We start from the raw sequence: 23,011 nt of genomic DNA on the forward strand, positions 1-23,011 counted from the left end.
CTTTGAATCGTAACAATGAAACGATTCAAAGATTGGGAAATTCAGGTGAGTCGCAGATGAGGGTGTGTTTTCGCTCCTCGGTCCAACCGGGACTGATCGATGAGTACCGGCGCCGCCACGCGGCCGTCTGGCCGGAGATGCTCCGGGCGCTGAAGGATGCGGGCTGGCACAACTACTCGCTCTTCCTGGGCGGCGACGGAATGCTGGTGGGCTACGTGGAGTGCGACGATTTCGACGCCGTGCGGGCGCGGATGGCCCTCACCGAGGTCAACGCCCGCTGGCAGGCCGAGATGGCCACGCTGTTCGAAGACACGGAGCGGCCCCCCGACACGGGATTTGTGGCACTCGAGGAGATCTTCAACCTGGAGGACCAGCTGGCCACGGCCGACGCCGCCGACTAGCCGAAGTAGCTGGCCGAAATCAAGGCAGCCGCACTGACGGCCGCATCCAGCCGACGCGGAAGTCGGCGCACAACAGACAAACGCACTACGAGAGACCGGAAGAACCATCATGAATGACGTAGCAACGGCGCTGGGCAGGCTCGGGGAGCTTGCCATTGAAGTACCCTCGTGGGCTTATGGCAACTCGGGTACCCGCTTCAAGGTGTTCGGCACGCCGGGCACTCCGCGGACGGTGCAGGAGAAGCTGGCGGATGCCGCGAAGGTGCATGAGCTGACGGGCCTGGCTCCGACGGTTGCGCTGCATATTCCGTGGGACAAGGTGGATGACTACGCCGCCCTGCGCGAGTACGCCGCAGGCCTGGGCGTGGGCTTGGGCACCATCAACTCGAACACGTTCCAGGACGATGAGTACAAGTTCGGTTCGCTGACGTCCTCGAAGGAGTCGGTGCGCCGCCGGGCAGTGGAGCATCATTTCGAGTGCATCGAGATCATGCACGCCACCGGCTCCCGTGACCTGAAGATCTGGCTGGCGGACGGCACCAACTACCCGGGCCAGGATGACATGCGCGGACGGCAGGACCGCCTGGCGGAGTCGCTGCAGGAGATTTACGCCCGGCTGGGTGAGGAGCAGCGGCTGGTGCTGGAGTACAAGTTCTTTGAGCCGGCTTTCTATCACACCGATGTGCCGGACTGGGGCACCTCCTACGCACAGACCCTGGCCCTGGGTGAGAAGGCCATGGTCTGCCTGGACACCGGCCACCATGCACCCGGCACGAACATCGAGTTCATCGTGATGCAGCTGCTGCGCCTGGGCAAGCTGGGCTCCTTCGACTTCAACTCGCGCTTCTACGCCGATGATGACCTGATCGTGGGCGCGGCGGATCCGTTCCAGCTGTTCCGGATCATGTACGAGGTGATCCGCGGCGGCGGGTTCCGCAAGGAGTCCGGTGTGGCGCTCATGCTGGACCAGTGCCACAACCTGGAGGAGAAGATCCCGGGCCAGATCCGCTCGGTCCTGAACGTCCAGGAGATGACCGCCCGGGCCCTGATGGTGGACACCGCGGCCCTGGGCGAGGCTCAGCGCGTCGGGGATGTCCTGGCGGCCAACGCCGTGTTCAATGACGCGTTCTACACCGATGTTCGCCCGGCCCTGGCCGCATGGCGGGAATCCCGCGGCCTGCCCGCGGACCCGATGGCCGCGTTCAGGGCCAGCGGCTACCAGAAAAAGATCAATGAGGACCGCGTGGGCGGCCAGCAAGCCGGATGGGGCGCATAGAGCATGAGCATGCAGAACACAGCTAACAAGACTGTTGAAGAACTGATTGCCCGTTCCAACCGCCTGGGCGCGGACAAGCGGAACACCAACTTCGCCGGCGGCAATACCTCGGCGAAGGGCACGGAGAAGGACCCGGTGACCGGCGAGGATGTCCAGCTGCTCTGGGTGAAGGGCTCCGGCGGGGACCTCGGCACGCTGAAGGCCGGGAACCTGGCCGTGCTGCGCCTGGACCGGCTCAACGCCCTGAAGAACGTCTACCCGGGTGTGGACCGTGAAGATGAAATGGTAGCCGCTTTTGATTACTGCCTGCACGGCAAGGGCGGCGCTGCACCGTCGATCGACACCGCGATGCACGGGCTCGTGGACGCCGCGCACGTGGACCACCTGCACCCGGACTCCGGCATCGCGATTGCCACTGCCGTGGACGGGGAGGCACTGACCGCCAAGATCTTCGGCGACAAGGTGGTCTGGGTTCCCTGGCGTCGGCCCGGGTTCCAGCTGGGCCTGGACATCGCCGCCATCAAGGACGCGAACCCGCAGGCCGTGGGCACCATCCTGGGCGGCCACGGCATCACCGCCTGGGGCGCCACCAGCGAAGAAGCCGAAGCCAACTCGCTGTGGATCATCGACCACGCCGAAAAGTTCATCGCCGAGAACGGCCGCACCGAGCCTTTCGGGCCCAAGCTGCCCGGCTACGGTGCGCTGCCGGAAGCAGAGCGGCGGGCGAAGGCCGCCGCGCTGGCACCGGTGATCCGCGGGCTGGCGTCCACGGACAAACCGCAGCTGGGGCACTTCAGTGATGACGCCGTCGTCCTTGATTTTCTGGAGGCGGCCGAGCACCCGCGCCTGGGCGCGCTGGGAACGTCCTGCCCGGACCACTTCCTGCGCACCAAGGTCAAGCCGCTGATCCTGGACCTGCCCGCGGACGCCTCGATCGAGGACTCGATCGCCCGGCTGCAGGAACTCCACGCGGACTACCGCGAGGACTACCAGGGCTACTACGACCGGCACGCCACCCCGGAGTCCCCGGCGCTGCGCGGCGCGGACCCGGCGATCGTGCTGGTGCCGGGTGTGGGCATGTTCTCCTTCGGTGCGAACAAGCAGACCGCCCGCGTTGCCGGGGAGTTCTACCTCAACGCCATCAACGTGATGCGCGGCGCCGAGGCGATCTCCACGTACGCCCCGATCGAAGAATCCGAGAAGTTCCGGATCGAGTACTGGTCCCTCGAGGAAGCCAAGCTCGCCCGCCTGCCCAAGCCCAAGTCGCACGCCACCCGCATCGCGCTGGTCACGGGTGCGGCGTCGGGCATCGGCAAGGCCATCGCCACCCGCCTCGCCGCGGACGGCGCCTGCGTGGTGATCGCGGACCTGAACCTTGAGAACGCGCAGGCCGTCGCCGCCGAGCTCGGCGGTCCGGACGTTGCCATCGGCGTGCAGGCCGACGTCACCGACGAGGCGCAGATCGCCGCGGCCATCCAGGAAGCGGCGCTCGCGTTCGGCGGGCTGGACCTGGTGGTCAACAACGCCGGGCTGTCCATCTCCAAGCCGCTGCTGGAGACCACCGAGAAGGACTGGGACCTGCAGCACAACGTCATGGCCAAGGGCTCCTTCCTGGTGGCCAAGGCCGCGGCGAAGGTCATGATCAGCCAGGACATGGGCGGGGACATCATCTACATCTCCTCCAAGAACTCCGTGTTCGCCGGCCCGAACAACATCGCCTACTCCGCCACCAAGGCAGACCAGGCCCACCAGGTGAGGCTGCTCGCCGCCGAACTGGGCGAATACGGCATCCGCGTCAACGGCATTAACCCCGACGGCGTGGTGCGCGGCTCCGGGATCTTCGCCGGCGGCTGGGGCGCCAAGCGCGCCGCGGTCTACGGCGTGGACGAGCAGGAACTGGGCAAGTACTACGCCCAGCGCACGCTGCTCAAGCGTGAGGTCCTGCCCGAGCACGTGGCCAACGCCGCCGCCGTGCTCACCAGCGCCGAACTGTCCCACACCACCGGCCTCCACATCCCGGTGGACGCCGGCGTCGCCGCCGCCTTCCTGCGGTGAGCACCGTGCCTGCACCAGACGCTGTCCCGGCCACGGCCGGGGCGGCGTCCGCCGGCGGTGTTTTCGCCGCTGTCGATATTGGCGCCTCCTCCGGCCGGGTCATCCTGGGACGCGTAGCAGCCGGCAGCGCCGGTTCTGAAGGCAAAGCGACGCTGGAAACCGTGCACCGTTTCCCGAACGGTGTGGTGGAGTCCGACGGCGGGCTGCGCTGGGATTTCGACGCCCTGTTCGCCGAGGTGCTCAGCGGCCTCGCTGCCGCGGCCGGCGTCGCCGCCGAACGCGGTGAAACCATCAGGAGCATCGGCATCGACACCTGGGCGGTGGATTATGGCCTGGTCAATACTGCCGGTGAACTCACTGCGCAGCCGTTCAGCTACCGCGATGACCGCAGCCGCGCCGCCGTCGCACAGGTCCACCAAAAACTGGACCCGGCCCGGCTCTACGCCACCACCGGGCTGCAGTTCCTGCAGTTCAACACGATTTACCAGCTCGCCACCGAGCCGGACCTGGACGGACTGCAGGCGCTGCTCATTCCGGACCTGATCGCGTTCCTGCTCACCGGCGTCCGCCGCACCGAAGCCACCAACGCCTCCACCACCGGGCTCTTCGACGCCGTTGCGGCGGAGTGGGCCGTCGAATTTCTCACCGCGCTGGGCCTGCCCAAGAAGCTGTTCCCGCCACTGATCCAGCCCGGCGACACCGTCGGCACCCTGCTGCCCGGGATCGCCGAACGCACCGGACTGGACCCGGCAACGAAAGTGGTGGCCGTCGGCTCGCACGACACCGCCTCCGCCGTCGCCGCCGTCCCCGCCGGGTCAGCGCCCGACGCCGGGACAGGGGCGGCCGGACAGGGGAACTTCGCGTACATCTCCTCCGGCACGTGGTCCCTCGTCGGGGTCGAGCTGACGCAGCCCGTCCTGACCGAGGCCAGCCGGGCCGCAAACTTCACCAACGAACGCGGCGTGGACGGCACCATCCGGTACCTCCGCAACGTCGGCGGGCTCTGGCTGCTCAGCGAATGCCAGCGAACCTGGGCGCAGCAGGGATACACGGCGGCCCTGGACGAACTCCTCAGCGCCGCCGCAGCGCTGCCCCTCGGCGGACCGCAGATCAACGCCGACGACCCGTACTTCATCGCCCCTGACAACATGCCCGAACGGATCCGCGCCGCCGTCCGCAACACCGGGACCGTCCTCACCGACAGTCCGGCTGCGATCACCCGCTGCATCCTGGACAGCCTCGCCGCCGGCTACGCTCGGACCATCGCCGACGCCGAACGCCTCGCGGACGTGCCCGTGGACGTGGTGCACATCGTCGGCGGCGGATCGCAGAACCGGCTCCTCTGCCAGCTCACTGCAGACGCCACCGGCAAACGCGTCATCGCCGGACCCGTCGAGGCCACCGCCCTCGGCAACGTGCTGGTCCAGGCCCGCGCCGCAGGCGTGGTGACCGGCAGCCTGGCCGAACTGCGCGCGCTCGTTCGGGGCTCTCAGGCCTTGGAAAGCTACCAGGCGGCACTGGTCTAAGCAGTGTGGCACTGCGTCCTTTAACGTCATCTGCTGTCGCGCCGATACATAGTCCTCAACGCGGCGTCTTGACGGTTGAATCCATGGCGCGCGCTTGAGAAGATACAACATCCTACCTATCGTCCCGCTTCACAGAACCGGAATCCCGATGCCACTTTTCGACCTCCCGCTTGAGCAGCTCCGAAACTACACATCCGGCGTCACGGCACCGCCGGATCTTGATGCCTTCTGGGACCGCACCATCAGCGAAGCCCGGGAGTACCCGCTGGATGTAGTTTTCGAGCCCGTCGATAACTACCTGACGGTTATAGATACCTTTGACGTCACCTTCGCCGGCTTCGGGGGTTCCCCGGTGAAAGGCTGGCTGCACCTTCCGGTCAACCGGCCGGCTGACGAGCCGCTTCCCGTCGTCGTGCAGTATGTGGGCTACTCCGGCGGGCGCGGGCTGTCCAACCAGGACACCAAGTGGGCGCAGGCCGGGTACGCGCAATTCATCATGGACACCCGCGGGCAGGGCTACGGCGGGATTCTGGGGCACACGCCCGACCCCCACCCCTCAGCGGGCGACGTGGCACATGCGGGGCTGATGACCCGCGGCGTCGGAAGCCGCGAGGACTACTACTACCGGCGTGTCTACGTGGATGCCTTCCGGGCCGTGGAGGCAGCCCAGGCACACCCCGCCGTCGACGCTTCCCGGGTTGTGGTGGCGGGCGTCAGCCAGGGCGGCGGCATCACCATTGCGGTGGCCGGGCTCGTCGCGGGAAGGCTCGACGGCGTGATCGCCGCACTGCCCGACGTGCCCTTCCTTCAGGACTTCCCGCGCTCCATCGACATCGCGCCGCGCGGGCCGTATCCCGAAATCGCATCCTTCCTGGCCCGCCACCGGGAACGCTATGAGCCCATCCTCGCCGTGCTCAACTACTTCGACGGCGTCAACCTGGGCCGGGCGGCAACGGCGCCGGCGCTGTTCTCGGCTGCGCAGATGGACGACATCTGCCCGCCGTCCACGGTCTTCGCCAGCTTCAACGCCTACGGAACCGGCGTGCGGGCCGGAACCGCCGCCGTCGAGCTCCCTGCCAAGGACATCGAGGTGTACCGGTTCAACAATCACGAGGGCGGCCAGGAGCACCAGTGGAACCGCCAGCTGGAGTTCCTGCGGAAGCTGCTTGGCTGACCCAGCCACAGACGGAGCGCGAACGGACATTTGAGGCCCTGCAAACTGGGCCTCAAATGTACGTTCGTGCTTGAGGAAGGGCCATAAGTGTCCGTTCGCGCTTGGCCCGATTTGCCGTATCGCGGGAACTGCCGTTATGGTCTTGGCTATGACTAACCGTTGGTATGCGTATTTTTCGTTGGCTCTGGAGGGGCCCGCGTCTAACTGACACGCATCCAACTTTCCTTCAGAGCCAACAGGGCAGAGATCACTCTCTGCCCTTCGCCATTTCTCCGGCGGGTTCTGATCTGGGCCCGCTCCGCACCATCCGGAACAGGACCCGCACACATGAGCACCGCAGCAGCCACCGAAACGCATCAGAATTCACTGGAGACCACTGTTTCCCGGGATCACACTGCATCCGCGCAGAAATCCACGTCGAACCTGCGCGTCAGCGAATTCCAGGCGCTGCCCTCACCCCAGGACATGATCACGGAACTGCCGTTGGACGCCCGGGTGGCCGACGTCGTCGAACGCGGCCGGGATGAAGTCCGGGCCATCATGGACGGCGTGGATGATCGCCTGCTGGTGATCGTGGGACCATGCTCCATCCACGACCCCAAAGCCGGCCTGGAATACGCCCGCCGGCTGGTGAGCCAGGCGGAGAAGCACAAGGAAGACCTGCTGATCGTCATGCGGACCTACTTCGAGAAGCCGCGCACCACCGTGGGCTGGAAGGGACTCATCAACGATCCCCACCTTGATGGCAGCCACGACATCGCCACGGGGCTCCGGGCCGCCCGCCGGTTCCTGAAGCAGGTCACCTCGCTGGGCCTCCCCACGGCCACGGAGTTCCTGGAACCCATCAGCCCGCAGTACATGGCGGACCTCGTCTCCTGGGGCGCCATCGGGGCGCGCACCACCGAAAGCCAGATCCACCGCCAGCTGGCGTCCGGGCTGTCCATGCCCATCGGCTTCAAGAACGGGACCGACGGCGATCTGCAGGTTGCCGTTGATGCCTGCAGCGCCGCCGCGGCGTCCCAGGCATTCCTGGGGATCGACGGCGACGGCCGGGCCTCGCTCGTGGCCACGGCCGGAAACCCGGATACTCACGTGATCCTGCGCGGCGGGCGCAAGGGCCCCAACTACTCCGCGGCGGACGTCGAAGCGGCGTCGGCAAAGCTGGCCGCCAAGCAGCTCAACCCGAGGCTGATTGTGGACGCCAGCCACGCCAACAGCGGCAAGAGCCACCACCGCCAGGCGGAGGTTGCCCTCGAAATCGGGGCGCAGTTGGAGGAGGGCGGAACCGCCGCCTCGGCCATTGCCGGGGTCATGCTGGAGAGCTTCCTGGTGGGCGGTGCGCAGAACCTGGACGTGGCCGAGCATGCTGCAGGCACCGACGAGCTGGTCTACGGCCAGAGCGTCACTGATGCCTGTATGGAGTGGGATGTCACCGCGTCGGTGCTGGGCCAGCTTGCTGCGTCCGCCCGCAAGCGCAGGGGCCTGGAAGGCTGAATTTTCAGCGGTTTGGCGGGCGGCGGCGCAGAAACTGGTTACGCGGAATGACTTTCACTATGGCACCATCAGCCACTAGAGTAACTAGCACAGGGTAGGTTGATGGCTCAGCATCGGCACACCGCAATGGGGTTTCAATGGGGTTGCCTTTATCAGCTGTTAACAAAGGAATAAGGGAAATGTCCGCAGATGAGTCGAACTTCTCGAACGCTCAGTTCCTGACTGTGGCCGAAGTGGCTGAGCTCATGCGCGTTTCCAAAATGACTGTGTACCGCCTTGTCCATTCCGGAGAGATGCCGGCCGTTCGCTTCGGCCGGTCCTTCCGGGTGCCGGAGAGCGCCGTCGAACAGTACGTCAAAGGTGCTGTTGTGGAAGGCCAGTCGGACACCGCCTAGCTCCTTCGGGGCCGCCGCCGGTATGTGCCTTCAGGCAGGCGGTCAGTGGGCGGGCCGGATAAGCGGTACCCTGTTAGGGAACGTTTTTCGTTATTGTAAGAATCTGTTTGTTGTTTAGTCTGTTGCCTAGTCCACGGACCTCTTCCATCAGACAGGTACTCCATCTAGTTTGTAAGGAACTTTCGTGGGTTCAGTTATTAAGAAGCGTCGCAAGCGTATGGCCAAGAAGAAGCACCGCAAGTTGCTTCGTAAGACCCGCCACCAGCGCCGTAACAAGAAGTAGAGATACTTCATACAGCGTGAGATGCCCGTTGCCTTTGGCAGCGGGCATTTTTCTTTGGTTGGCGCTCCGTCCAGGGTTAGACCGTGGGGCCGCGGAAGCGGGTGAAGCCGCGCCAGAGGCCGTAGATGGCTCCGCCGACCGTGGCCGCTTTCAGGCCGAGCGTGGCGGCGCGGCGTCCCGACCGGAAGTCGTACACCGGCCAGTTGTTTTCGCGGGCGTGCCGTCGCAGGCGGGAATCAGGGTTGATGGCCACCGGGTGGCCCACCATGCTCAGCAGCGGAATGTCATTGTGTGAATCGCTGTAGGCCCAGCAGCGCTTGAGGTCCAGGTCCTCGGCGTCCGCGACGCCCTGGACAGCCACAGCCTTGGCCTGACCATGCAGGATGTCGCCTACCAGCCGGCCGGTGTACGCACCGTCCTCGATCTCGCCAACGGTTCCCAGGGCCCCGGTCAGGCCCAACCGGGTTGAAATCACGGTGGCCACTTCGATGGGCGTCGCCGTCACCAGCCACACCATGCGGCCCACGCGAAGGTGCTGCTGGGCCAGGGCCTTGGCGCCGGGCCAGATCCTGGATTCGATCATTTCGTCGAAGACTTCTTCACCAAGGGCCTTGATGTCCTCCACGGTGATGCCGGCCGCCAGCGTCAGTGCCGAATCACGGACGGCGTGGACATCGTCCATGTTCTCCCCGCGGAGGATGAACTTGAACTGCTTCCACGCCATACCGGCCGCCTGCGGCAGGGTGAACGCGCCGCGCTGGTGCATTTTGCGGGCGACGTGGAAGAGGCTGGCGCCCTTCATGAGGGTGTTGTCGACGTCGAAGAAGGCAGCTTCGCCGTGGTGTGACGCACCGGCCGGCTGCCGGACTACGGCGACGTACTTCTCCTCGGGCATGCCTTGAGTCTAGTCAATGCCCGCCCGGCCTTGGTGACGTCGCGGCGGGGCGGGCGCCCGGGCTACGGTTGAGGTATGGCAAAACCCGACGTCGTTCTGATCACCAAAGCTGACTGCCACCTGTGTGAGGCGGCGCGCGACGCCGTCGGACGCGTTACCGCCGCATTGGGACTGGAGTGGACGGAACAGTTGGTGGACAACCGGCCGGAGCTGCGGGAGCGGTATGCCGAGGAAATCCCCGTGGTTCTCGTTGACGGGATCCAGCGTGACTTCTGGAAGATCGACGAAACGCGCCTGGACCGCGTCCTGCGCCAGGCGATGGCCAAGTAGGGACGGCGAGAGCTGCGTGGAAGCGGGCAGGCGATGCGGGAGCAGGCAGGCACAGTGCGCGACGAGCCGTGGCGCCGTGACTCCTGCTTTGTTGGCAGTGCAGACGGGGCTCTAGAGTGGACTCACAACGCGACGCAATGGAGCAGATAGTGACTTCGCTGGATTCTTCCCCCGAGGCTGTCCACGGGGATAGCGGTACTGCGGCCAAGCAGATTCCGCCCGCGGCCGTGGCACGGCTGACCATCTACTTGCGCGCCCTCACCACAATGCTGGCCGAGGGCGTTGAACGCGTCTCCTCCGAATCCCTGGCCGAAGCCTCCGGTGTGAGCTCATCAACGCTCCGCAAGGATCTCTCGCACGTCGGCTCCTACGGTACGCGCGGCGTCGGCTATGAAGTGCAGTACCTCAGCCGCCATATCTCCGCGGCCCTCGGCCTCACCCGCGACTGGAAAGTGGCAATAGTGGGCGCCGGTAACCTGGGCAAGGCCCTGGCGCGGTACGGCGGCTTTGAGTCCCGGGGTTTCGACGTGGTGGCCATTTTCGACGCCGACCAGATGGTGGTGGGCAACGAGGTGGGCTGGCTGCGCGTCAGCGACGTCGCGGACCTCGAACCGGTCCTCCAGCGCACCGGGACCAACATGGTGGTGCTGGCGCTGCCCGCGGCCGTGGCGCAGAACGTGTGCGACCGCGTCATCGCCGCCGGAGTGCGCAGCATCCTCAGCTTCGCTCCGGTGATGCTCCAGGTGCCGCCCGGCGTAAACCTGCGCAAGGTGGACATGGCCACCGAACTGCAGATCCTCGCCTATCACGCTCAGCGCACCCAGGGCCCCGACGACGGCGAGTAGCCGCTTCCCGGGGCCGCCCGCGCCCGCCGGCGCGCCGGCCCGCCGGGGCGCCTAGCGGCCGTAGGGCGCCTAGCGGCCGTAGGGGTAGCCTGGCTGGGAGTACGGGTTCCCGAACGGCAGGTACTTCCTGAAGTACGGCGCCGCCGTGGGGAGATACAGGAGCACCATTGCGGCGACGCCGGCCAGGATGGACAGCGTGCCCAGCCCCATTTCGAGGACGCCCAGCAGGGAGAACGCAGCGAGGACGGTGCCGAGGATCCGCGCCCAGTTCCGGCCCTTCCTGATGTTGAATGCCACCAGCGCGTACATCAGAACGCCGATGGCGGCTATCACTACGACCATTCCCACGGCGATGCCCTTGATCGCCTCGAAATCCATGTTGGCTCCCCTGGTGGCCAGCCGGGCATCAAACTGACTGCGCATGGCGGGGTCGTCGATCGAACCTATCGACAGGAAGACGGAGGACATCCAGACGAGGCATGCCCCGATCAGCAGCCAGAAGGAAATGTTCACCAGCTGGGGAGGGGCACTGGAGTCGGTGGTCCGCTGCTGCGGCATCTCCGAAGGGTAGATGAACTGCGGCTGGCCGTACTGCGGAACCTGGCCGTACTGCTGCGGCTGACCGAACTGCGGAACCTGGCCGGGCTGCGGCTGGCCGAACTGGGGGCTGTGGCCATATTGTGGCGGCTGCTGGCCGTACTGACCGCCGGATTGGGGATCGGTGGAATACGACGGCGGGACGGGCGGAATGCTCATGTTGATCCTTTGCAAGTCGGCTACTGACTAAACGCATGCCGGGATCAGCCACGTCTTCCTGCCCCCAGCGTAATTTTGGTTACACGGTACCGTGCGAGGGCTCGATCTGTGGATAGATTGCGCCTCAATTTAAGCTCAAGGGCCCACTGGGCAAAAGAACAGCGGGCGCGGACTCCGTGGGGCTGGCGTCTGGTGCCGCTGAACCTTCCGAAGTCCACGCCCGCCGGCTGTGGAACTGTGATGCTTTCGCGGTGCTGCCTTGAGTTGCCCGGCAGCACGGGTGGCAGCCGTCAGGCTGCCGGACCGATGCTAGCGGCCGTAGGGGTTGCCTGGCTGGGAATACGGGCTCCCGAACGGCTGCTGCTTCTGGAAGTACGGTGCGGACGCCGGAAGGTAAAGCATCACGATGGCCGCGATGCCCAGGAGCGCCGAGATGGTTCCGAGGCCGAGCGGGACGAGGCTGAAAATCGACAGGGCGGCCAGGACGGTGCCCAGGATGCGGGCCCAGTTCTTGCCCTTGCGCACGTTGAGGGCAACCAATGCGTAGAGTCCGGCACCGATCAGTCCCATGACAACCATCATTCCGACCACCACGCCCTTGATCGAATCGAAGTCGACGTCCGCGCCGCCGGCCCGCATTTGCTCTTCGAAGGTACTCCGCATGGCGGGATCATCGAGCGCCGGAATCGCAATCAGAAGGGAGATGACCCACAGTGCGCCGGCAGCAACGAGCATCCAAAAAGCGTTGTTGACCATCTTCGGCACTCCGCCGGCGGCAGCACCCTTGGGCTGCTCGGACGGGTACTGGGCATACGGTGACTGGCCATACTGCTGAGGTGCCTGGCCGTAGGGCTGCTGCGGCTGCTGGCCGTACTGGGGCGGGGTGCCCTGCTGTCCGAACTGCTGGGGCTGCTGGCCGTACTGGGGCTGCCCGTACTGCGGCGCCGCGGGGGACTGCTGGCCGTACTGCGGTGCGGCGGGGGGCTGCTGGCCGTACTGGGGCTGCCCGTACTGCGGCGCTGCGGGGGAATGCTGGCCGTACTGCGGTGCGGCGGGGGACTGCGGTGTGTTCTGGCCGTACTGGGGACCGTCGGGTGCCGGCTTGCCGTTCTCAGGTTCGTTCGGGTTGGCCGGGTTGGCTGGAGGCGTGCTCATAGTGGTCCTTTGCGGGTCGACTACTGATTAAACGGGTACCGGGATCAGTAACGGTGCCCTGCCCCCAGCATGGTTTGCTTCCACCGTACCGCGCTCCGGCCGCGCGGTGGATCATTCCGCAGAGGTATTCCCAATTAGGCACCTCGCAACAGGCACCTCGCATCCGGCACGGCGCCTTAAAGCACAGCGCCCCGCCCCGTCGGGTGACGGAGCGGGGCGCTGTGCTGGCGCGCGGCCTAACTGGCAGTAGTAACTACGCGGCCGGTGCGATGAACGCGAGTTCAAGGTTGATGGCAACCTTGTCGCTGACCAGCACGCCGCCGGCTTCCAGAACGGCGTTCCAGGTCAGGCCGAAGTCCTTGCGGCTGATGGTGGTTTCGGCGGTGAGGCCGGCGCGGGTGTTGCCGAAGGGGTCCACGGCCACACCGTGGAGCTCGGTCTCGAGGGCAACTGCGCGGGTGACGCCCTTGATGGTGAGGTCGCCCTGAAGCTCGTAGGCGTCGCCCTTGGGAACGATCGAGCTGGAAACGAAGGAGATCTCAGGGAACTTCTCGACGTCGAAGAAGTCTTCGCCGCGGACGTGGCCGTCGCGGTTGACGTCGCCGGAGTCAAAGCTGGCGGTCTGGATGGTGGCGTTGACCTTGGAATCGGCAACGTTCTCGGAGAGGTCCAGGGTGGCGGCGGCGTCCTTGAACTGGCCGCGGACCTTGCTGATGCCTGCGTGGCGGACCGTGAAGCCGATTTCGCTGTGCGAGTTGTCGAGGGTCCAGGTGCCGGTGGTGATGTTGGTGGGCAGTGCCATGGTGTTGCTCCTTGTGATCTGGGTTCGGAAATCTCTTGCGGAAGGATGTCTGATCGCCAGTCGAAACTTCTTTGGTTGAAGTCTCAACTAACTGCTTCACCGAGTATAAACATGCATTTGCATCTTTTATTCCAACCCCAGGGAACATTTCTTCAAACTTTCCAGTTCTACTTCCTGTAGAAGATTTCAGATCACCCGACATCTTTGAGAAACTGGTAAACATGCCCCAAGCCACTGTTCATCTCCTTCGCCACGGCGAGGTCCACAATCCGGACGGCATCCTCTACGGACGCCTGCCGGAATTCCACCTCTCCGCGCTCGGACAGCAGATGGCCAAGACGCTTGCCGTGCACTTCAGCGACCGCGCTGCGCAGGGGGCGAAAATCGTGCATCTGGTGGCGTCACCGCTGACCCGCGCGCAGGAAACGGCCCTCCCTATTTCCGAGGCCCTGAGCCTCGAAATCAACACCGAGGACCGCATCATCGAGGCCCGCAACCACTTCGAGGGCCTCAAGGTCAACAAGGCGGAGCTCCGCAAGGCCAGGCACTGGCCGTACCTTCGCAACCCGTTTGTTCCGTCGTGGGGCGAGCCATATAAAGAGCAGGCCGCCCGTGTCATTGCGGCGGTCCAGGACGCGCGGTTGCGGGCAATCGAACTGGGCGGCGACGGCGCCGAGGCCATCCTTGTCAGCCACCAGCTCCCCATCTGGTCCACGCGGCTAAGTGCCGAGGGCAAGCCCCTCTGGCACGATCCGCGCAAGCGCGAGTGCACGCTCACGTCGCTCACCTCGCTGGTGTTCGACGACGACGGCACCCTCCTGCGTGTGGAGTACACCGAGCCTGCTGCCGCCCTTCTTCCCGGCGCCTCCAGCACCCCAGGGGCCTGAGCGTGGCCGGATTCAACAGCAACAATGCAGGCAATGAAGGCAATGCCATCAGCAAGGCGATGCGCCCGGCCTCCCGCCGCAGCGTCCTCGCCGCCGGCGGCCTGGGCCTGGCCGCCCTGACGCTCGGGCTCTCCGCGTGTGCGCAGGAGGACGCCCTGGCCAAGCAGGCCAAGGCGGGCGATAACAAGAACTATGTGGCCGGCGACGGGTCCGTGACCGAATTCGCCGCAGCCGACCGCAAATCCGCCGTCAGCATCAAGGGCACCCTTTTCGACGGCACAACCGTGGAGCCCGCTGACTTCGTCGGAAAAGTCACCGTACTCAACTTCTGGTTTGCTGCCTGTGCGCCGTGCCGCGTCGAAGCGCCGTCGCTGGAAGCGCTGCACCAGGAGTTCAAGGAGCAGGGCGTGCAGTTCTACGGCGTGAACCTCCGTGACGAGAAGGCCGCGGCCGAGGCGTTCGACAAGACCTTCAACATCACCTACCCCAGCTTCCATGACAAGGACGGCGGCGTGCTCCTGGCCGTCTCCGGGCTGGTGCCCCCGGGCGCTGTCCCCACCACACTGGTGCTGGACAAGCAGGGCCGCGTTGCCTCCCGCGTGCTGGGCGAAATCCAAAAGGGCACGCTCAAGGCCCTCATTACCGCCGCCGTGGCAGAGTAACGGCGGCGCCGCAACCGTGAACAGCCCCTTCGCCGAAGCAATCCTGAACGGTTCGCTGCTGCTTGCCATCCCGGTGGCGCTGCTGGCCGGACTCGTGTCCTTCCTCTCACCGTGCGTCCTGCCGCTGGTGCCGGGATACCTGGGCTACGTGACCGGACTGACCGGCGTGGACCTGGAGAAGCAGAAACGCGGCCGTATGCTGGCCGGAATCGGCCTCTTCGTGCTTGGCTTCTCGGTGATCTTCGTCCTGCTGGGCGGAGCGTTCGGCCAGCTGGGATCCATGATCAGCGGCGGTCAGAACGCCTGGATCACGCAGGTGCTGGGCATCCTGGTGATCATCATGGGCGTGGTGTTCATGGGTGGCTTCGGCTGGCTGCAGCGGGACGCCAAGATCCATGCCAAACCGCCCGCCGGGCTCTGGGGTGCGCCGCTGCTGGGCATCACCTTCGGCCTGGGCTGGGCGCCATGCATCGGGCCCACCTACTCAGCGGTCCAGCTCCTGAGCATGTCCGGAGGCTCCTCGGCCGCAAAGGGCGCCTTCCTGGCCTTCGTTTATAGCCTTGGGCTGGGCATCCCGTTCCTGCTGATTGCCCTGGCCGTGCGCCGCGGCGTCGGCGTCATGTCCTTCTTCCGCAAGCACCGGCTGGCCATCCAGCGGATCGGCGGGGGAATCCTGGTGGTGCTCGGCCTGCTGATGGCCAGCGGCGTCTGGGGCACCTGGGTTTCCGGGTTGCAGTACTGGTTCCAAACCGATGTGAAATTGCCGATCTGATGAGCGAGCGAGTGAACGACACGAAGAAATCAGGCGCCAACAAAACGGCAGCGACACCCGTGGCCAAGGCCAAGGCGGAGGCTGCCCTTCCGGCGCTGGGCCCGCTGGGCATGTTCCGCTGGGCCTGGACCCAGCTCACCAGCATGCGCACGGCGCTGTTCCTGCTCCTCCTGCTGGCTGTTGCCGCGGTGCCCGGATCGCTGTTCCCGCAGCGCCCCGCCAACCCGTCCATCGTCACGCAGTACATCGCGGACCACCCGGACTACGGCAAGATCCTGGACTCGCTTCAGCTCTACGACGTCTACTCCTCGGCGTGGTTCTCCGCCATCTACATCCTGCTGTTCATCTCGCTGATCGGCTGCGTGGTTCCCCGCGCCATCGCCCACTACAAGGCCATGCGCTCCCAGCCCCCGCGCACCCCGGCCAGGCTGTCCCGCCTGCCCGAGTACGGCACGCTGGTGATTCCCGCGGACGCCGGGATCCCGGCGTCGCGCGCTATTGCGGACGCTGCCGGAAAGCTGAAGAAGCGCGGTTACCGCGTTGACGTAAGGGACGACGACGGCGCGCGGCCCTCTTTGGGGGCCGAGCGCGGCTTCCTGAGGGAAGTGGGCAACCTGGTGTTCCACACCTCCCTGATCGGCGTCCTGGTGTCCGTGGCGGCCGGCGGCCTGTTCGGCTACAGCGGGCAGCGGATCCTGGTGGAGGGCGACACCTTCGTGAACACCCTGGTGGGCTACGACCAGTTCACCCCCGGCACCAACTTCCAGAGCAGCCAGCTCCAGCCCTACTCCATCCAGCTGGACAAGTTCCAGATCACGTTCGACCGTGAATCGAAGGGCAAGTTCGGCCAGCCCATCGACTTCAAGGCGGACGTGACCACCCGGGATACCCCGGACGCCCCCGCCGAGAAGCAGGTGCTGAAGGTCAACGATCCTGTCAGCCTCGGCGGCACCAGCATCTACCTCACCGGCAACGGCTACGCCCCTATGGTGACCATCCGCGACGGTGCCGGCAATGTTGCGATGCAGGGCCCTGTGGTGGCGAAGCTGCAGGGGGAGAACTACTACTCCTCCGTGGTGATCAAGGTTCCCGATGCCAAGCCTGACCAGCTCGGATTCGCCGGCTTCTTCCTGCCCACCGCGTTCGTCACCGAGGAAGGCGTGTCCTTCAGCGGGGACCCGGAACTGATCAACCCGCAGCTCACGCTGAATTCGTACTTCGGCGACCTGGGCCTGGACGCAGGCTCCCCGCAGAACGTCTTCGAGCTCGACGTGAAGAAGCTGACGCCGCTGAACGCCCGGAACCTCGACGCCGGCGGCATCACGCTGGCCCCCGGCAGCACCTACACGCTCCCGGACGGCAAGGGCTCCATCAGCTTCGACGGCGTGAAGCGTTACATCGGCGTGGACATCCACCACAACCCGGGCCAGCTGTACGCCCTGATCTTCGCGCTGCTGGCCGTTGCCGGGCTGGTGACCTCCCTCTATGTGAACCGCCGCCGGGTCTGGGTCCGAACGGGCACGCACGCCGATGGCCGCACCATGGTGGAGTACGGACTCCTGGCCCGCGGCGAAGACCACCGGCTCGCCGCTGAAGCGGAGGCCATCCGTGGTCTGCTGACCGACGAGTGGGGCCTCGACTCCCAGAAGGTTCCCAGCGGGCAGATGGATAATGGCCCGTCGGAGAGCGTCCCGGCAGGCAACAACGCGTCCGCCACGGAAACGCCCACAGAAGACTTCATCCAGTCAACAGCCGGCTCACCCGAGTCGAAGAAGGACCAGTAATGTTCCCCATCAACGAAACCATGGGCCAGTACAGCGAGCTCTTTATGCTGCTGGCGGCCGGCACCTACACGGTGGCCTTTATCGCCTTCGCGTGGGACCTGGCCAAGAGCAGCAAGGCACTCCGCGCGGTGGACCTGAAGGCTGCGGCCGCGGCGGGTGCTTCAGCATCCACAACGGCCAAGGTCCCCGTCGGCGCAGGTGTGGGCCCCGGATCGGACCGTCCCACTGTCGACCGGGCTGATTCGGACGTCAGCGGGCCGGCAGGCCGCGCCGAGCGGCCGTCGTCGGCAACCGGCCGCGGGCCCAAGGGTGCCTCCGTCGCCGGGCAGACGGCCGACGGCGACATGCGCTACGCCGCCGAACGCCGCGTTCCCGCCCGCGTTGCGGTGGCCCTGACCGTGCTGGGTGCGGTGATCCACTGCGCCGGCGTTGTTACCCGTGCCATCGGTGCGGGCCGCGTGCCGTGGGGCAACATGTACGAATTCCTCACCACCGGCGCCTTCGTGGCCGTTGCTGTCTTCCTGCTGGTGCTGATCCGCCGTGACCTGCGGTTCCTGGGCACGTTCGTGATCGGCCTGGCCATCATCATGCTGGTGGCGGCGTCGGTGGCCTACTGGACGCCCGTGGGCCACCTGGTGCCGGCGCTGCAGAGCTACTGGCTGATCATCCACGTGTCCATCGCAGTGCTGTCCTCGGCCCTCTTCACGCTGACGTTCGCCATGTCCGCCCTGCAGCTGGTCCAGGCGCACCGGCAGAAGACCATCGCGGCCGGCGGCGACGACAAGCTGGGGTTCATGCGCCTGGTGCCCTCGGCGCTGAGCCTCGAAAACCTGTCCTACCGCATCAACGCCATCGCCTTCGTTGGCTGGACCTTCACGCTGATGTTCGGCGCCATCTGGGCCGAGAAGGCCTGGGGCCGGTTCTGGGGCTGGGACACCAAGGAAGTCTGGACGTTCGTGATCTGGGTGGTGTACGCGGGCTACCTGCACGCCCGTGCCACCCGCGGCTGGACCGGCACCCGCGCCGCCTGGCTGTCGATCGTGGGCTACCTCTGCGTGATCTTCAACTTCACTATCGTTAACCAGTTCTTCAACGGCCTGCACTCCTACTCCGGGCTGTAGGGCAGGCGGGGCCGCCAGGGCCGAGTAGGTCCAGGCCCGCCGCCCCTCTTGCCACACGCTTTGCCACTTTTGGCCGCTAAGCCCCGCGCTTAGCGGCCAAAAGCGTCAAAGGGCCGTTGTTCCATGCCCAGCCTTATCCGCTCCATTGCCGGATGCACGACGACGGCGGGCCGGCTTCGGTGCCCAGCCTCGCTCCATAAGCGCTTTCCGGATGCGGGTCACGGCCCGTGGCTCCATGCCGGGCGTAGTGTCGAGCCGGGGCACGAGGGTGTCGAGGTCCAGCTGCGTCAGTACCACAACCCGCCAGCCCGCCTCCTTTGCGTCCTCGTCGCGGAAGATGTCGTTGCGGCGTTGGGCCGGTGAAGCGTGGTGTGCGCCGTCGTACTGGATGGCCACTTTTTCGCGCTCGTAGGACATATCGGGATCCTGGATCCAGCGTCCTGCTTCATCGAACAAAGGGACGTTGATGGCAGGCTCGGGGAGCCCGTGGCGGCGCAGCAGCAGCCGGACTTCCGTCTCCTTGGGAGAGTCCGTGTTGGCCCGCAAAAGGGCACGGGCCCGCATGGCGTTGCGATAGCCAGGCTTGCCGATCTTGCCGGCCAGGAAGTGGTCCAGCTCAGCCAGTGAGGACAGCGGATTTCTGCGGCGAAACAGGATCGCCAGCTATTACGAGGTCGTCGTGACCCAGAATTCCTGCAAGGTCAAACCATGTCCGCAAGGGAGAAGTGCATCGCACGTGCGACAACTGCGCCCGTGACGGCACCGACAGCAGCGACCCGCAGCAGCAGGGTCTCCTCGGCTGCTGCTGACATCCGGACCCCTGTGCACGGACTCGTCAGGTCGCTGGCCCGCAGTCGGCGCTGGGTCAGGCCCGCGGACCGGGCCTGCTCCAGAGTGAACGGCCGGTGTCGAAGGTCCCGGGGGAGCTCGGTTGGAAGGCGCATAGGAGCATTGTGGCCCCGTCGAAGGATGGCGATTCCCTTATCCACAGCCCCGCGTCAATGTGGAGGACAAGTGGGTGTCGGCAACTTGGGGATGCGGACAGGAAGCTGGGCCGTCCCGGTCGCAGTCCTTTGCCACTTTTGGCCGCTAAGGTCGCGCCTTAGCGGCCAAAAGTGGCAAAAGGCGTGGCACTCAGCGGAAACGGCCTACTTGACCTCGTCCGTGCCGTGGGAGTCGGTCTCCGGGTGGTGCGATTCCTCGGGGTGCTTGTCGCCCCGGTGACTGCCGTTCGGGCCGGCCTTGCCTTTGCCCTCGCCTGGGCCGCCGGTGCCCGAGGCGCCGCCGTTGAGCTTGTGTTCCTTTGCCTGGAGCTCGTCCTTGAGCTTCTTAAGGCGGTCCGCCTCGGCCTGGTTGCGGCGGCGGGTTTCGAGGTTGCGCAGGAAGTCGGGGTCGTCATCCGGCGCGACGGTGCGGCCGTAGGACTGTACGGCGGGGCGGTTTCCGCGAGGCCGGCCGATGATGAACCAGAGTGCCGCTCCCACCACGGGGAGGACTACCATCACCACGATCCAGGCCGTCTTGGAAATACCCCTGGTGAGGTGCTTATCAGTCCGGATCACGTCCACGAGGCCATAGACGAATATGGCAAGAACGGCAACGGCGACCAATACACGGGGCATACCATCAGTCTACCGTCCGGACGCCTGCAGCACTGCCCTCCGGTTCTTTCGCCTGGCAGGCTGATCATTCGCCCGTCAGGCGACAACCGGGCTGGCCCTACAGCCGTACAGGCTCCACCAGACGCTGGCAGGGTGCCCCGACGCCGGACGGCTAAACTTGAACCGTGGCTTTTATGAAATACTCCCTGATCCGTCTGGCGCTGTTCGTGCCGCTGCTCGTGCTGTTCACCTTCCTCGAGGTGGGAATTCTGCTGGCCGCAGTCTTCGCGGGCCTGATTGCCTTCGCCATCAGCTATCTGTTCTTCCAGAAGCAGCGCGACGCCGCTACGGCCAGCCTGCACGAGCGGTTCTCCGGCCGGGCCAAGCCCATCCGCACCGCCGGCGAGGTTGAAGACGCCGACGCCGAGGACACCCTGGTGGACGCCAACCCGGACATCACTGTCCGGTCGGAAGTTCCCCGCACCGAAGCACCGCGAACTGAAGCACCCCGCAAAGAAAATCCCCGCACGGACGCCTGAGGCGTTTCTACACGCCTGAGCCGGTTCCGAACCCCTGGGCCCGGTTCTAAGACCTATCCCTACAGGCCGTGGCTCAGCACGAGGCCCAGGGAGAACAGCACGCTGTAGCCCAGGTTGATCAGGCCCGTCTGCTTGAGGACCGGGATGAGGCTCTTGCGCTTCCGGCCGTTGATCATCAGCCAGGACGGCATCAGGCTGGCCGGGATCAGCAGCAGCACAAGAAGTATCCACGGGCGTCCGGGCGCCAGGACCACCACCAGCAGGATGGCGACGGCCAGCATCAGGACGTAGCTTTCGCGGGCGTGCTTGTCGCCCAGCCGCACGGCAAGGGTCTTCTTTCCCGCCTGGATATCGGTGGGAATGTCCCGGACGTTATTGGCCATCAGGAGCGCGCACGCGATCAGGCCGGTGCCGATTGCCCCGATGATGGCGGCCAGGCTGAGCTGCCCGGCCTGGGTGTAGGTGGTGCCCAGGGTAGCCACGAGTCCGAAGAACACAAATACGAACACGTCGCCCAGGCCCATGTAGCCGTAGGGGTTCTTGCCGCCGGTGTACCCCCAGGCGGCCAGGACACACCCGAGGCCCACCAAAATCAGCCACCACGTCTGCGTGATAACCACCAGGACCAGGCCGAACAGCATGGCCAGCCCGAACGCCGCAAACGCCGCCCGCTTCACCATCTCGGGCTTCGCGGCACCCGAGCCCACCAGGCGAAGTGGTCCCACCCTGTCCTCGTCGGTGCCGCGGATCCCGTCCGAGTAGTCATTGGCGTAGTTCACGCCGACCTGGAGCAGCAGCGCCACGAACGCGGCCAGGACAGCGTTGAGCGGCTTGAACGCATTCATCTCGAAGGCCGCGGCGGTGCCGATCAGAACCGGTGCGATGGCAGCCGGCAGGGTGCGCGGTCGGGCGCCTTGGATCCATTGTGCGGCTGTAGCCACGGTCAGTACTCCGATTGCTTCGTTGTTCATTTCAGTGCGGCCGGAGGGCAAAAACCCGCCGAAATCCTGCCGCCCCGGCCTTTTCGGCCTGGCGGGGCTTTTCTATTTTCCCTGATGCAGCGCGTCCAGCAGAACCGTCATGCCCAGCCGGTCCGGTTTGCCATTAGGCAGCATCATCAGCCCGGCGGCGGCAAGGACGGTTTTCGGCGCCAGCCGGCCCAAAGCATCGTGCATCGCATCGTGCTGCCTGGCAGTGAAGCCCTCGGTGCCGGCGTGGGAGCTGTCCTCCACAGCAACGTAGGCGGCCACGGCCTGGCCCCATTCCGCGGACGGAACGCCGGCCACAAAAGCGGCGAGCACGCCGTCGAGCTTTTCCAGCTCAGCCTGCACGTGCGTGGCGGAAACCTTCACGCCTCCGGTGATGATGACGTCGTCGGCGCGGCCCAGCACGGTGAGCTTCCCGTCGGCGTCGATGGAACCAAGGTCCCCTGTGCGGTACCAGCGGACGCCGTCCTCCTCGAAGAAGTCGTCGGCGGCCGGTCCGGCTTCGCCGAGGTAGCCGGCGGCCAGCGTGGCGCCGCCCAGCAGGATCCTGCCGTCCCCGTCGACCCGGGCCAGGACGTCCTCGAGCGGGAAGCCGTCGTACACGCAGCCGCCGCAGGTCTCGGCCGAGCCGTAGGTGGTAATCACGCGGGCGCCGGCATCGCGCGCCGCCGCAAGCAGTTCGGGCGAGACCGGGCCGCCGCCGAGCAGGATGCCGTTGAACCGGCGCAGCGCGGCCAGCGTTTCGGCCGACGGCGCCTCCAGCAGCCGCTGCAGCTGCGTGGGCACCAGGGAGGTGAAGCGGATTTTGTCGGTGAGCTCCTGGGCGGCTGCCGTGAAGGCCTCCGGCGTGAAACCTGCGGAGAGGTCCATGGCCCACGGCCGGGTACCGGCGAAGAGGGAACGGACCAGGACCTGCACCCCGGCGACGTACTGGAGGGGGAGTGCGAGCAGCCACTGGCCCTCGCCCTTGAGCGCGAAGGCGGTGGCCACGGACGACGCCGCCAGCGCTTCCACGGTGAGGACCGTCGCCTTGGGCGTTCCGGTGGAACCGGACGTGCGCACCACCACGGCCGCGTCCTCGAAGCCCGGCGTTTCCACCGCGGAGACCACAACGTTGCCGTCAGCGTCGGCGGAAAGTTCGACGGCGGGGCCCTCCCCGTGGAGGGCGTCCGCCAGGGCCTTCAGCGCGGGTTCGATGTTCGGTGGGTCAGTGTTCGGTGGCGCAGTGTTCAGGTGCTCAGTGTTCGGAGGCTGGGAGGTCACAGGGGCTGC

At 66.0% G+C, this 23,011-nt stretch carries 25 protein-coding genes; 16 read left to right on the forward strand and 9 right to left on the reverse strand.

Features of this window, described 5'->3' with window-relative positions; all coding sequences use genetic code 11:
• Positions 1-56 precede the first annotated feature (56 nt).
• The 8 genes from J2805_RS03325 (at position 57) to J2805_RS03360 (ending at position 8,604) form a co-directional block, all read left to right on the forward strand.
• Positions 57-401: an L-rhamnose mutarotase gene (locus J2805_RS03325; RefSeq protein WP_309969193.1), complete on the forward strand. Its 345-nt coding sequence runs from the start codon at positions 57-59 to the stop codon at positions 399-401.
• Between the two features lie 109 nt (positions 402-510).
• Positions 511-1,677 (forward strand): L-rhamnose isomerase, encoded by a 1,167-nt coding sequence (gene rhaI / locus J2805_RS03330; RefSeq protein WP_309969196.1) that lies wholly within the window; start codon positions 511-513, stop codon positions 1,675-1,677.
• A 3-nt stretch (positions 1,678-1,680) separates the two neighbouring features.
• Positions 1,681-3,732, forward strand: a complete 2,052-nt coding sequence (locus J2805_RS03335) for a bifunctional aldolase/short-chain dehydrogenase (protein WP_309969199.1) — start codon at positions 1,681-1,683, stop codon at positions 3,730-3,732.
• Positions 3,729-5,258 carry a rhamnulokinase family protein gene (locus J2805_RS03340; RefSeq protein WP_396134201.1) on the forward strand — a complete coding sequence of 510 codons (1,530 nt, stop codon included), beginning with the start codon at positions 3,729-3,731 and terminating at the stop codon, positions 5,256-5,258. The genes J2805_RS03335 and J2805_RS03340 overlap by 4 nt, the downstream gene beginning before the upstream one ends.
• A 148-nt stretch (positions 5,259-5,406) precedes the next feature.
• Positions 5,407-6,432: an acetylxylan esterase gene (locus J2805_RS03345; RefSeq protein WP_309969206.1), complete on the forward strand. Its 1,026-nt coding sequence runs from the start codon at positions 5,407-5,409 to the stop codon at positions 6,430-6,432.
• Positions 6,433-6,759: 327 nt separating this feature from the next.
• The gene (locus tag J2805_RS03350) at positions 6,760-7,926 is read left to right on the forward strand and encodes a 3-deoxy-7-phosphoheptulonate synthase (RefSeq protein ID WP_309969208.1); all 1,167 of its coding nucleotides are present in this window, start codon (positions 6,760-6,762) and stop codon (positions 7,924-7,926) included.
• Between the two features lie 179 nt (positions 7,927-8,105).
• Positions 8,106-8,321 carry a helix-turn-helix domain-containing protein gene (locus J2805_RS03355; RefSeq protein WP_309969211.1) on the forward strand — a complete coding sequence of 72 codons (216 nt, stop codon included), beginning with the start codon at positions 8,106-8,108 and terminating at the stop codon, positions 8,319-8,321.
• A 184-nt stretch (positions 8,322-8,505) separates the two neighbouring features.
• On the forward strand, positions 8,506-8,604 hold the full coding sequence (locus J2805_RS03360) for a 30S ribosomal protein bS22 (RefSeq protein WP_003792170.1): 99 nt from the start codon (positions 8,506-8,508) through the stop codon (positions 8,602-8,604).
• Positions 8,605-8,680: 76 nt separating this feature from the next.
• On the opposite strand, the gene J2805_RS03365 is transcribed toward J2805_RS03360, so the two are convergent.
• On the reverse strand, positions 8,681-9,499 hold the full coding sequence (locus J2805_RS03365; protein ID WP_309969214.1) for an HAD family hydrolase: 819 nt from the start codon (positions 9,497-9,499) through the stop codon (positions 8,681-8,683).
• Positions 9,500-9,574: 75 nt separating this feature from the next.
• Here J2805_RS03365 and J2805_RS03370 point away from each other — a divergent pair, with 75 nt between their 5' ends.
• A complete protein-coding gene (locus J2805_RS03370; protein ID WP_104173321.1) occupies positions 9,575-9,829 on the forward strand; it encodes a glutaredoxin family protein in 255 nt (84 codons plus the stop codon).
• A gap of 149 nt (positions 9,830-9,978) precedes the next feature.
• Positions 9,979-10,674, forward strand: coding sequence for a redox-sensing transcriptional repressor Rex (locus J2805_RS03375; RefSeq protein ID WP_309969217.1), 696 nt, complete (start codon positions 9,979-9,981; stop codon positions 10,672-10,674).
• A 69-nt stretch (positions 10,675-10,743) separates the two neighbouring features.
• On the opposite strand, the gene J2805_RS03380 is transcribed toward J2805_RS03375, so the two are convergent.
• The 3 genes from J2805_RS03380 to J2805_RS03390 all read right to left on the reverse strand — a co-directional run bounded on the left by J2805_RS03380 (position 10,744) and on the right by J2805_RS03390 (position 13,387).
• On the reverse strand, positions 10,744-11,430 hold the full coding sequence (locus J2805_RS03380) for a hypothetical protein (protein WP_309969220.1): 687 nt from the start codon (positions 11,428-11,430) through the stop codon (positions 10,744-10,746).
• A 309-nt stretch (positions 11,431-11,739) separates the two neighbouring features.
• Positions 11,740-12,585, reverse strand: coding sequence for a hypothetical protein (locus J2805_RS03385; RefSeq protein ID WP_309969223.1), 846 nt, complete (start codon positions 12,583-12,585; stop codon positions 11,740-11,742).
• A gap of 253 nt (positions 12,586-12,838) precedes the next feature.
• Positions 12,839-13,387 carry a YceI family protein gene (locus tag J2805_RS03390; protein ID WP_309969226.1) on the reverse strand — a complete coding sequence of 183 codons (549 nt, stop codon included), beginning with the start codon at positions 13,385-13,387 and terminating at the stop codon, positions 12,839-12,841.
• A gap of 221 nt (positions 13,388-13,608) precedes the next feature.
• Between J2805_RS03390 and J2805_RS03395 the strand changes: the two genes are divergently transcribed.
• From J2805_RS03395 to ccsB, 5 genes are read left to right on the forward strand one after another with little or no spacing between them, the layout of a single operon-like run.
• Positions 13,609-14,274 (forward strand): histidine phosphatase family protein, encoded by a 666-nt coding sequence (locus J2805_RS03395; protein ID WP_309969229.1) that lies wholly within the window; start codon positions 13,609-13,611, stop codon positions 14,272-14,274.
• A gap of 59 nt (positions 14,275-14,333) precedes the next feature.
• Positions 14,334-14,936 carry a TlpA family protein disulfide reductase gene (locus J2805_RS03400; protein ID WP_309970524.1) on the forward strand — a complete coding sequence of 201 codons (603 nt, stop codon included), beginning with the start codon at positions 14,334-14,336 and terminating at the stop codon, positions 14,934-14,936.
• 16 nt (positions 14,937-14,952) lie between these two features.
• Entirely contained in the window at positions 14,953-15,708 is a 756-nt protein-coding gene (locus J2805_RS03405) for a cytochrome c biogenesis CcdA family protein (RefSeq protein WP_309969231.1), read from the forward strand.
• A complete protein-coding gene (resB, locus tag J2805_RS03410; RefSeq protein ID WP_309969234.1) occupies positions 15,708-17,492 on the forward strand; it encodes a cytochrome c biogenesis protein ResB in 1,785 nt (594 codons plus the stop codon). Before J2805_RS03405 ends, resB begins: the two co-directional genes overlap by 1 nt.
• On the forward strand, positions 17,492-18,613 hold the full coding sequence (ccsB, locus tag J2805_RS03415) for a c-type cytochrome biogenesis protein CcsB (protein WP_309969239.1): 1,122 nt from the start codon (positions 17,492-17,494) through the stop codon (positions 18,611-18,613). The genes resB and ccsB overlap by 1 nt, the downstream gene beginning before the upstream one ends.
• Positions 18,614-18,718: 105 nt before the next feature.
• Here the strand turns inward: ccsB and J2805_RS03420 are convergent, their stop codons facing one another.
• From J2805_RS03420 to J2805_RS03430, 3 genes are all read right to left on the reverse strand, one after another.
• Positions 18,719-19,177, reverse strand: a complete 459-nt coding sequence (locus J2805_RS03420; RefSeq protein ID WP_309969242.1) for a hypothetical protein — start codon at positions 19,175-19,177, stop codon at positions 18,719-18,721.
• 137 nt (positions 19,178-19,314) lie between these two features.
• Entirely contained in the window at positions 19,315-19,557 is a 243-nt protein-coding gene (locus J2805_RS03425) for a hypothetical protein (RefSeq protein ID WP_309969245.1), read from the reverse strand.
• A gap of 204 nt (positions 19,558-19,761) precedes the next feature.
• Entirely contained in the window at positions 19,762-20,235 is a 474-nt protein-coding gene (locus J2805_RS03430) for a PLDc N-terminal domain-containing protein (protein ID WP_309969248.1), read from the reverse strand.
• 173 nt (positions 20,236-20,408) lie between these two features.
• Between J2805_RS03430 and J2805_RS03435 the strand changes: the two genes are divergently transcribed.
• Positions 20,409-20,753, forward strand: coding sequence for a DUF4229 domain-containing protein (locus J2805_RS03435; protein WP_309970527.1), 345 nt, complete (start codon positions 20,409-20,411; stop codon positions 20,751-20,753).
• A gap of 59 nt (positions 20,754-20,812) precedes the next feature.
• Here J2805_RS03435 and J2805_RS03440 read toward each other — a convergent pair whose 3' ends face one another.
• Both J2805_RS03440 and J2805_RS03445 read right to left on the reverse strand, forming a co-directional pair.
• Positions 20,813-21,694 (reverse strand): 1,4-dihydroxy-2-naphthoate polyprenyltransferase, encoded by an 882-nt coding sequence (locus tag J2805_RS03440; RefSeq protein WP_309970531.1) that lies wholly within the window; start codon positions 21,692-21,694, stop codon positions 20,813-20,815.
• A gap of 102 nt (positions 21,695-21,796) precedes the next feature.
• A complete protein-coding gene (locus J2805_RS03445; RefSeq protein ID WP_309970534.1) occupies positions 21,797-22,972 on the reverse strand; it encodes an AMP-binding protein in 1,176 nt (391 codons plus the stop codon).
• Positions 22,973-23,011 lie beyond the last annotated feature (39 nt).

The organism is Arthrobacter oryzae (assembly GCF_031454875.1).
GTDB lineage: Bacteria > Actinomycetota > Actinomycetes > Actinomycetales > Micrococcaceae > Arthrobacter > Arthrobacter oryzae_D.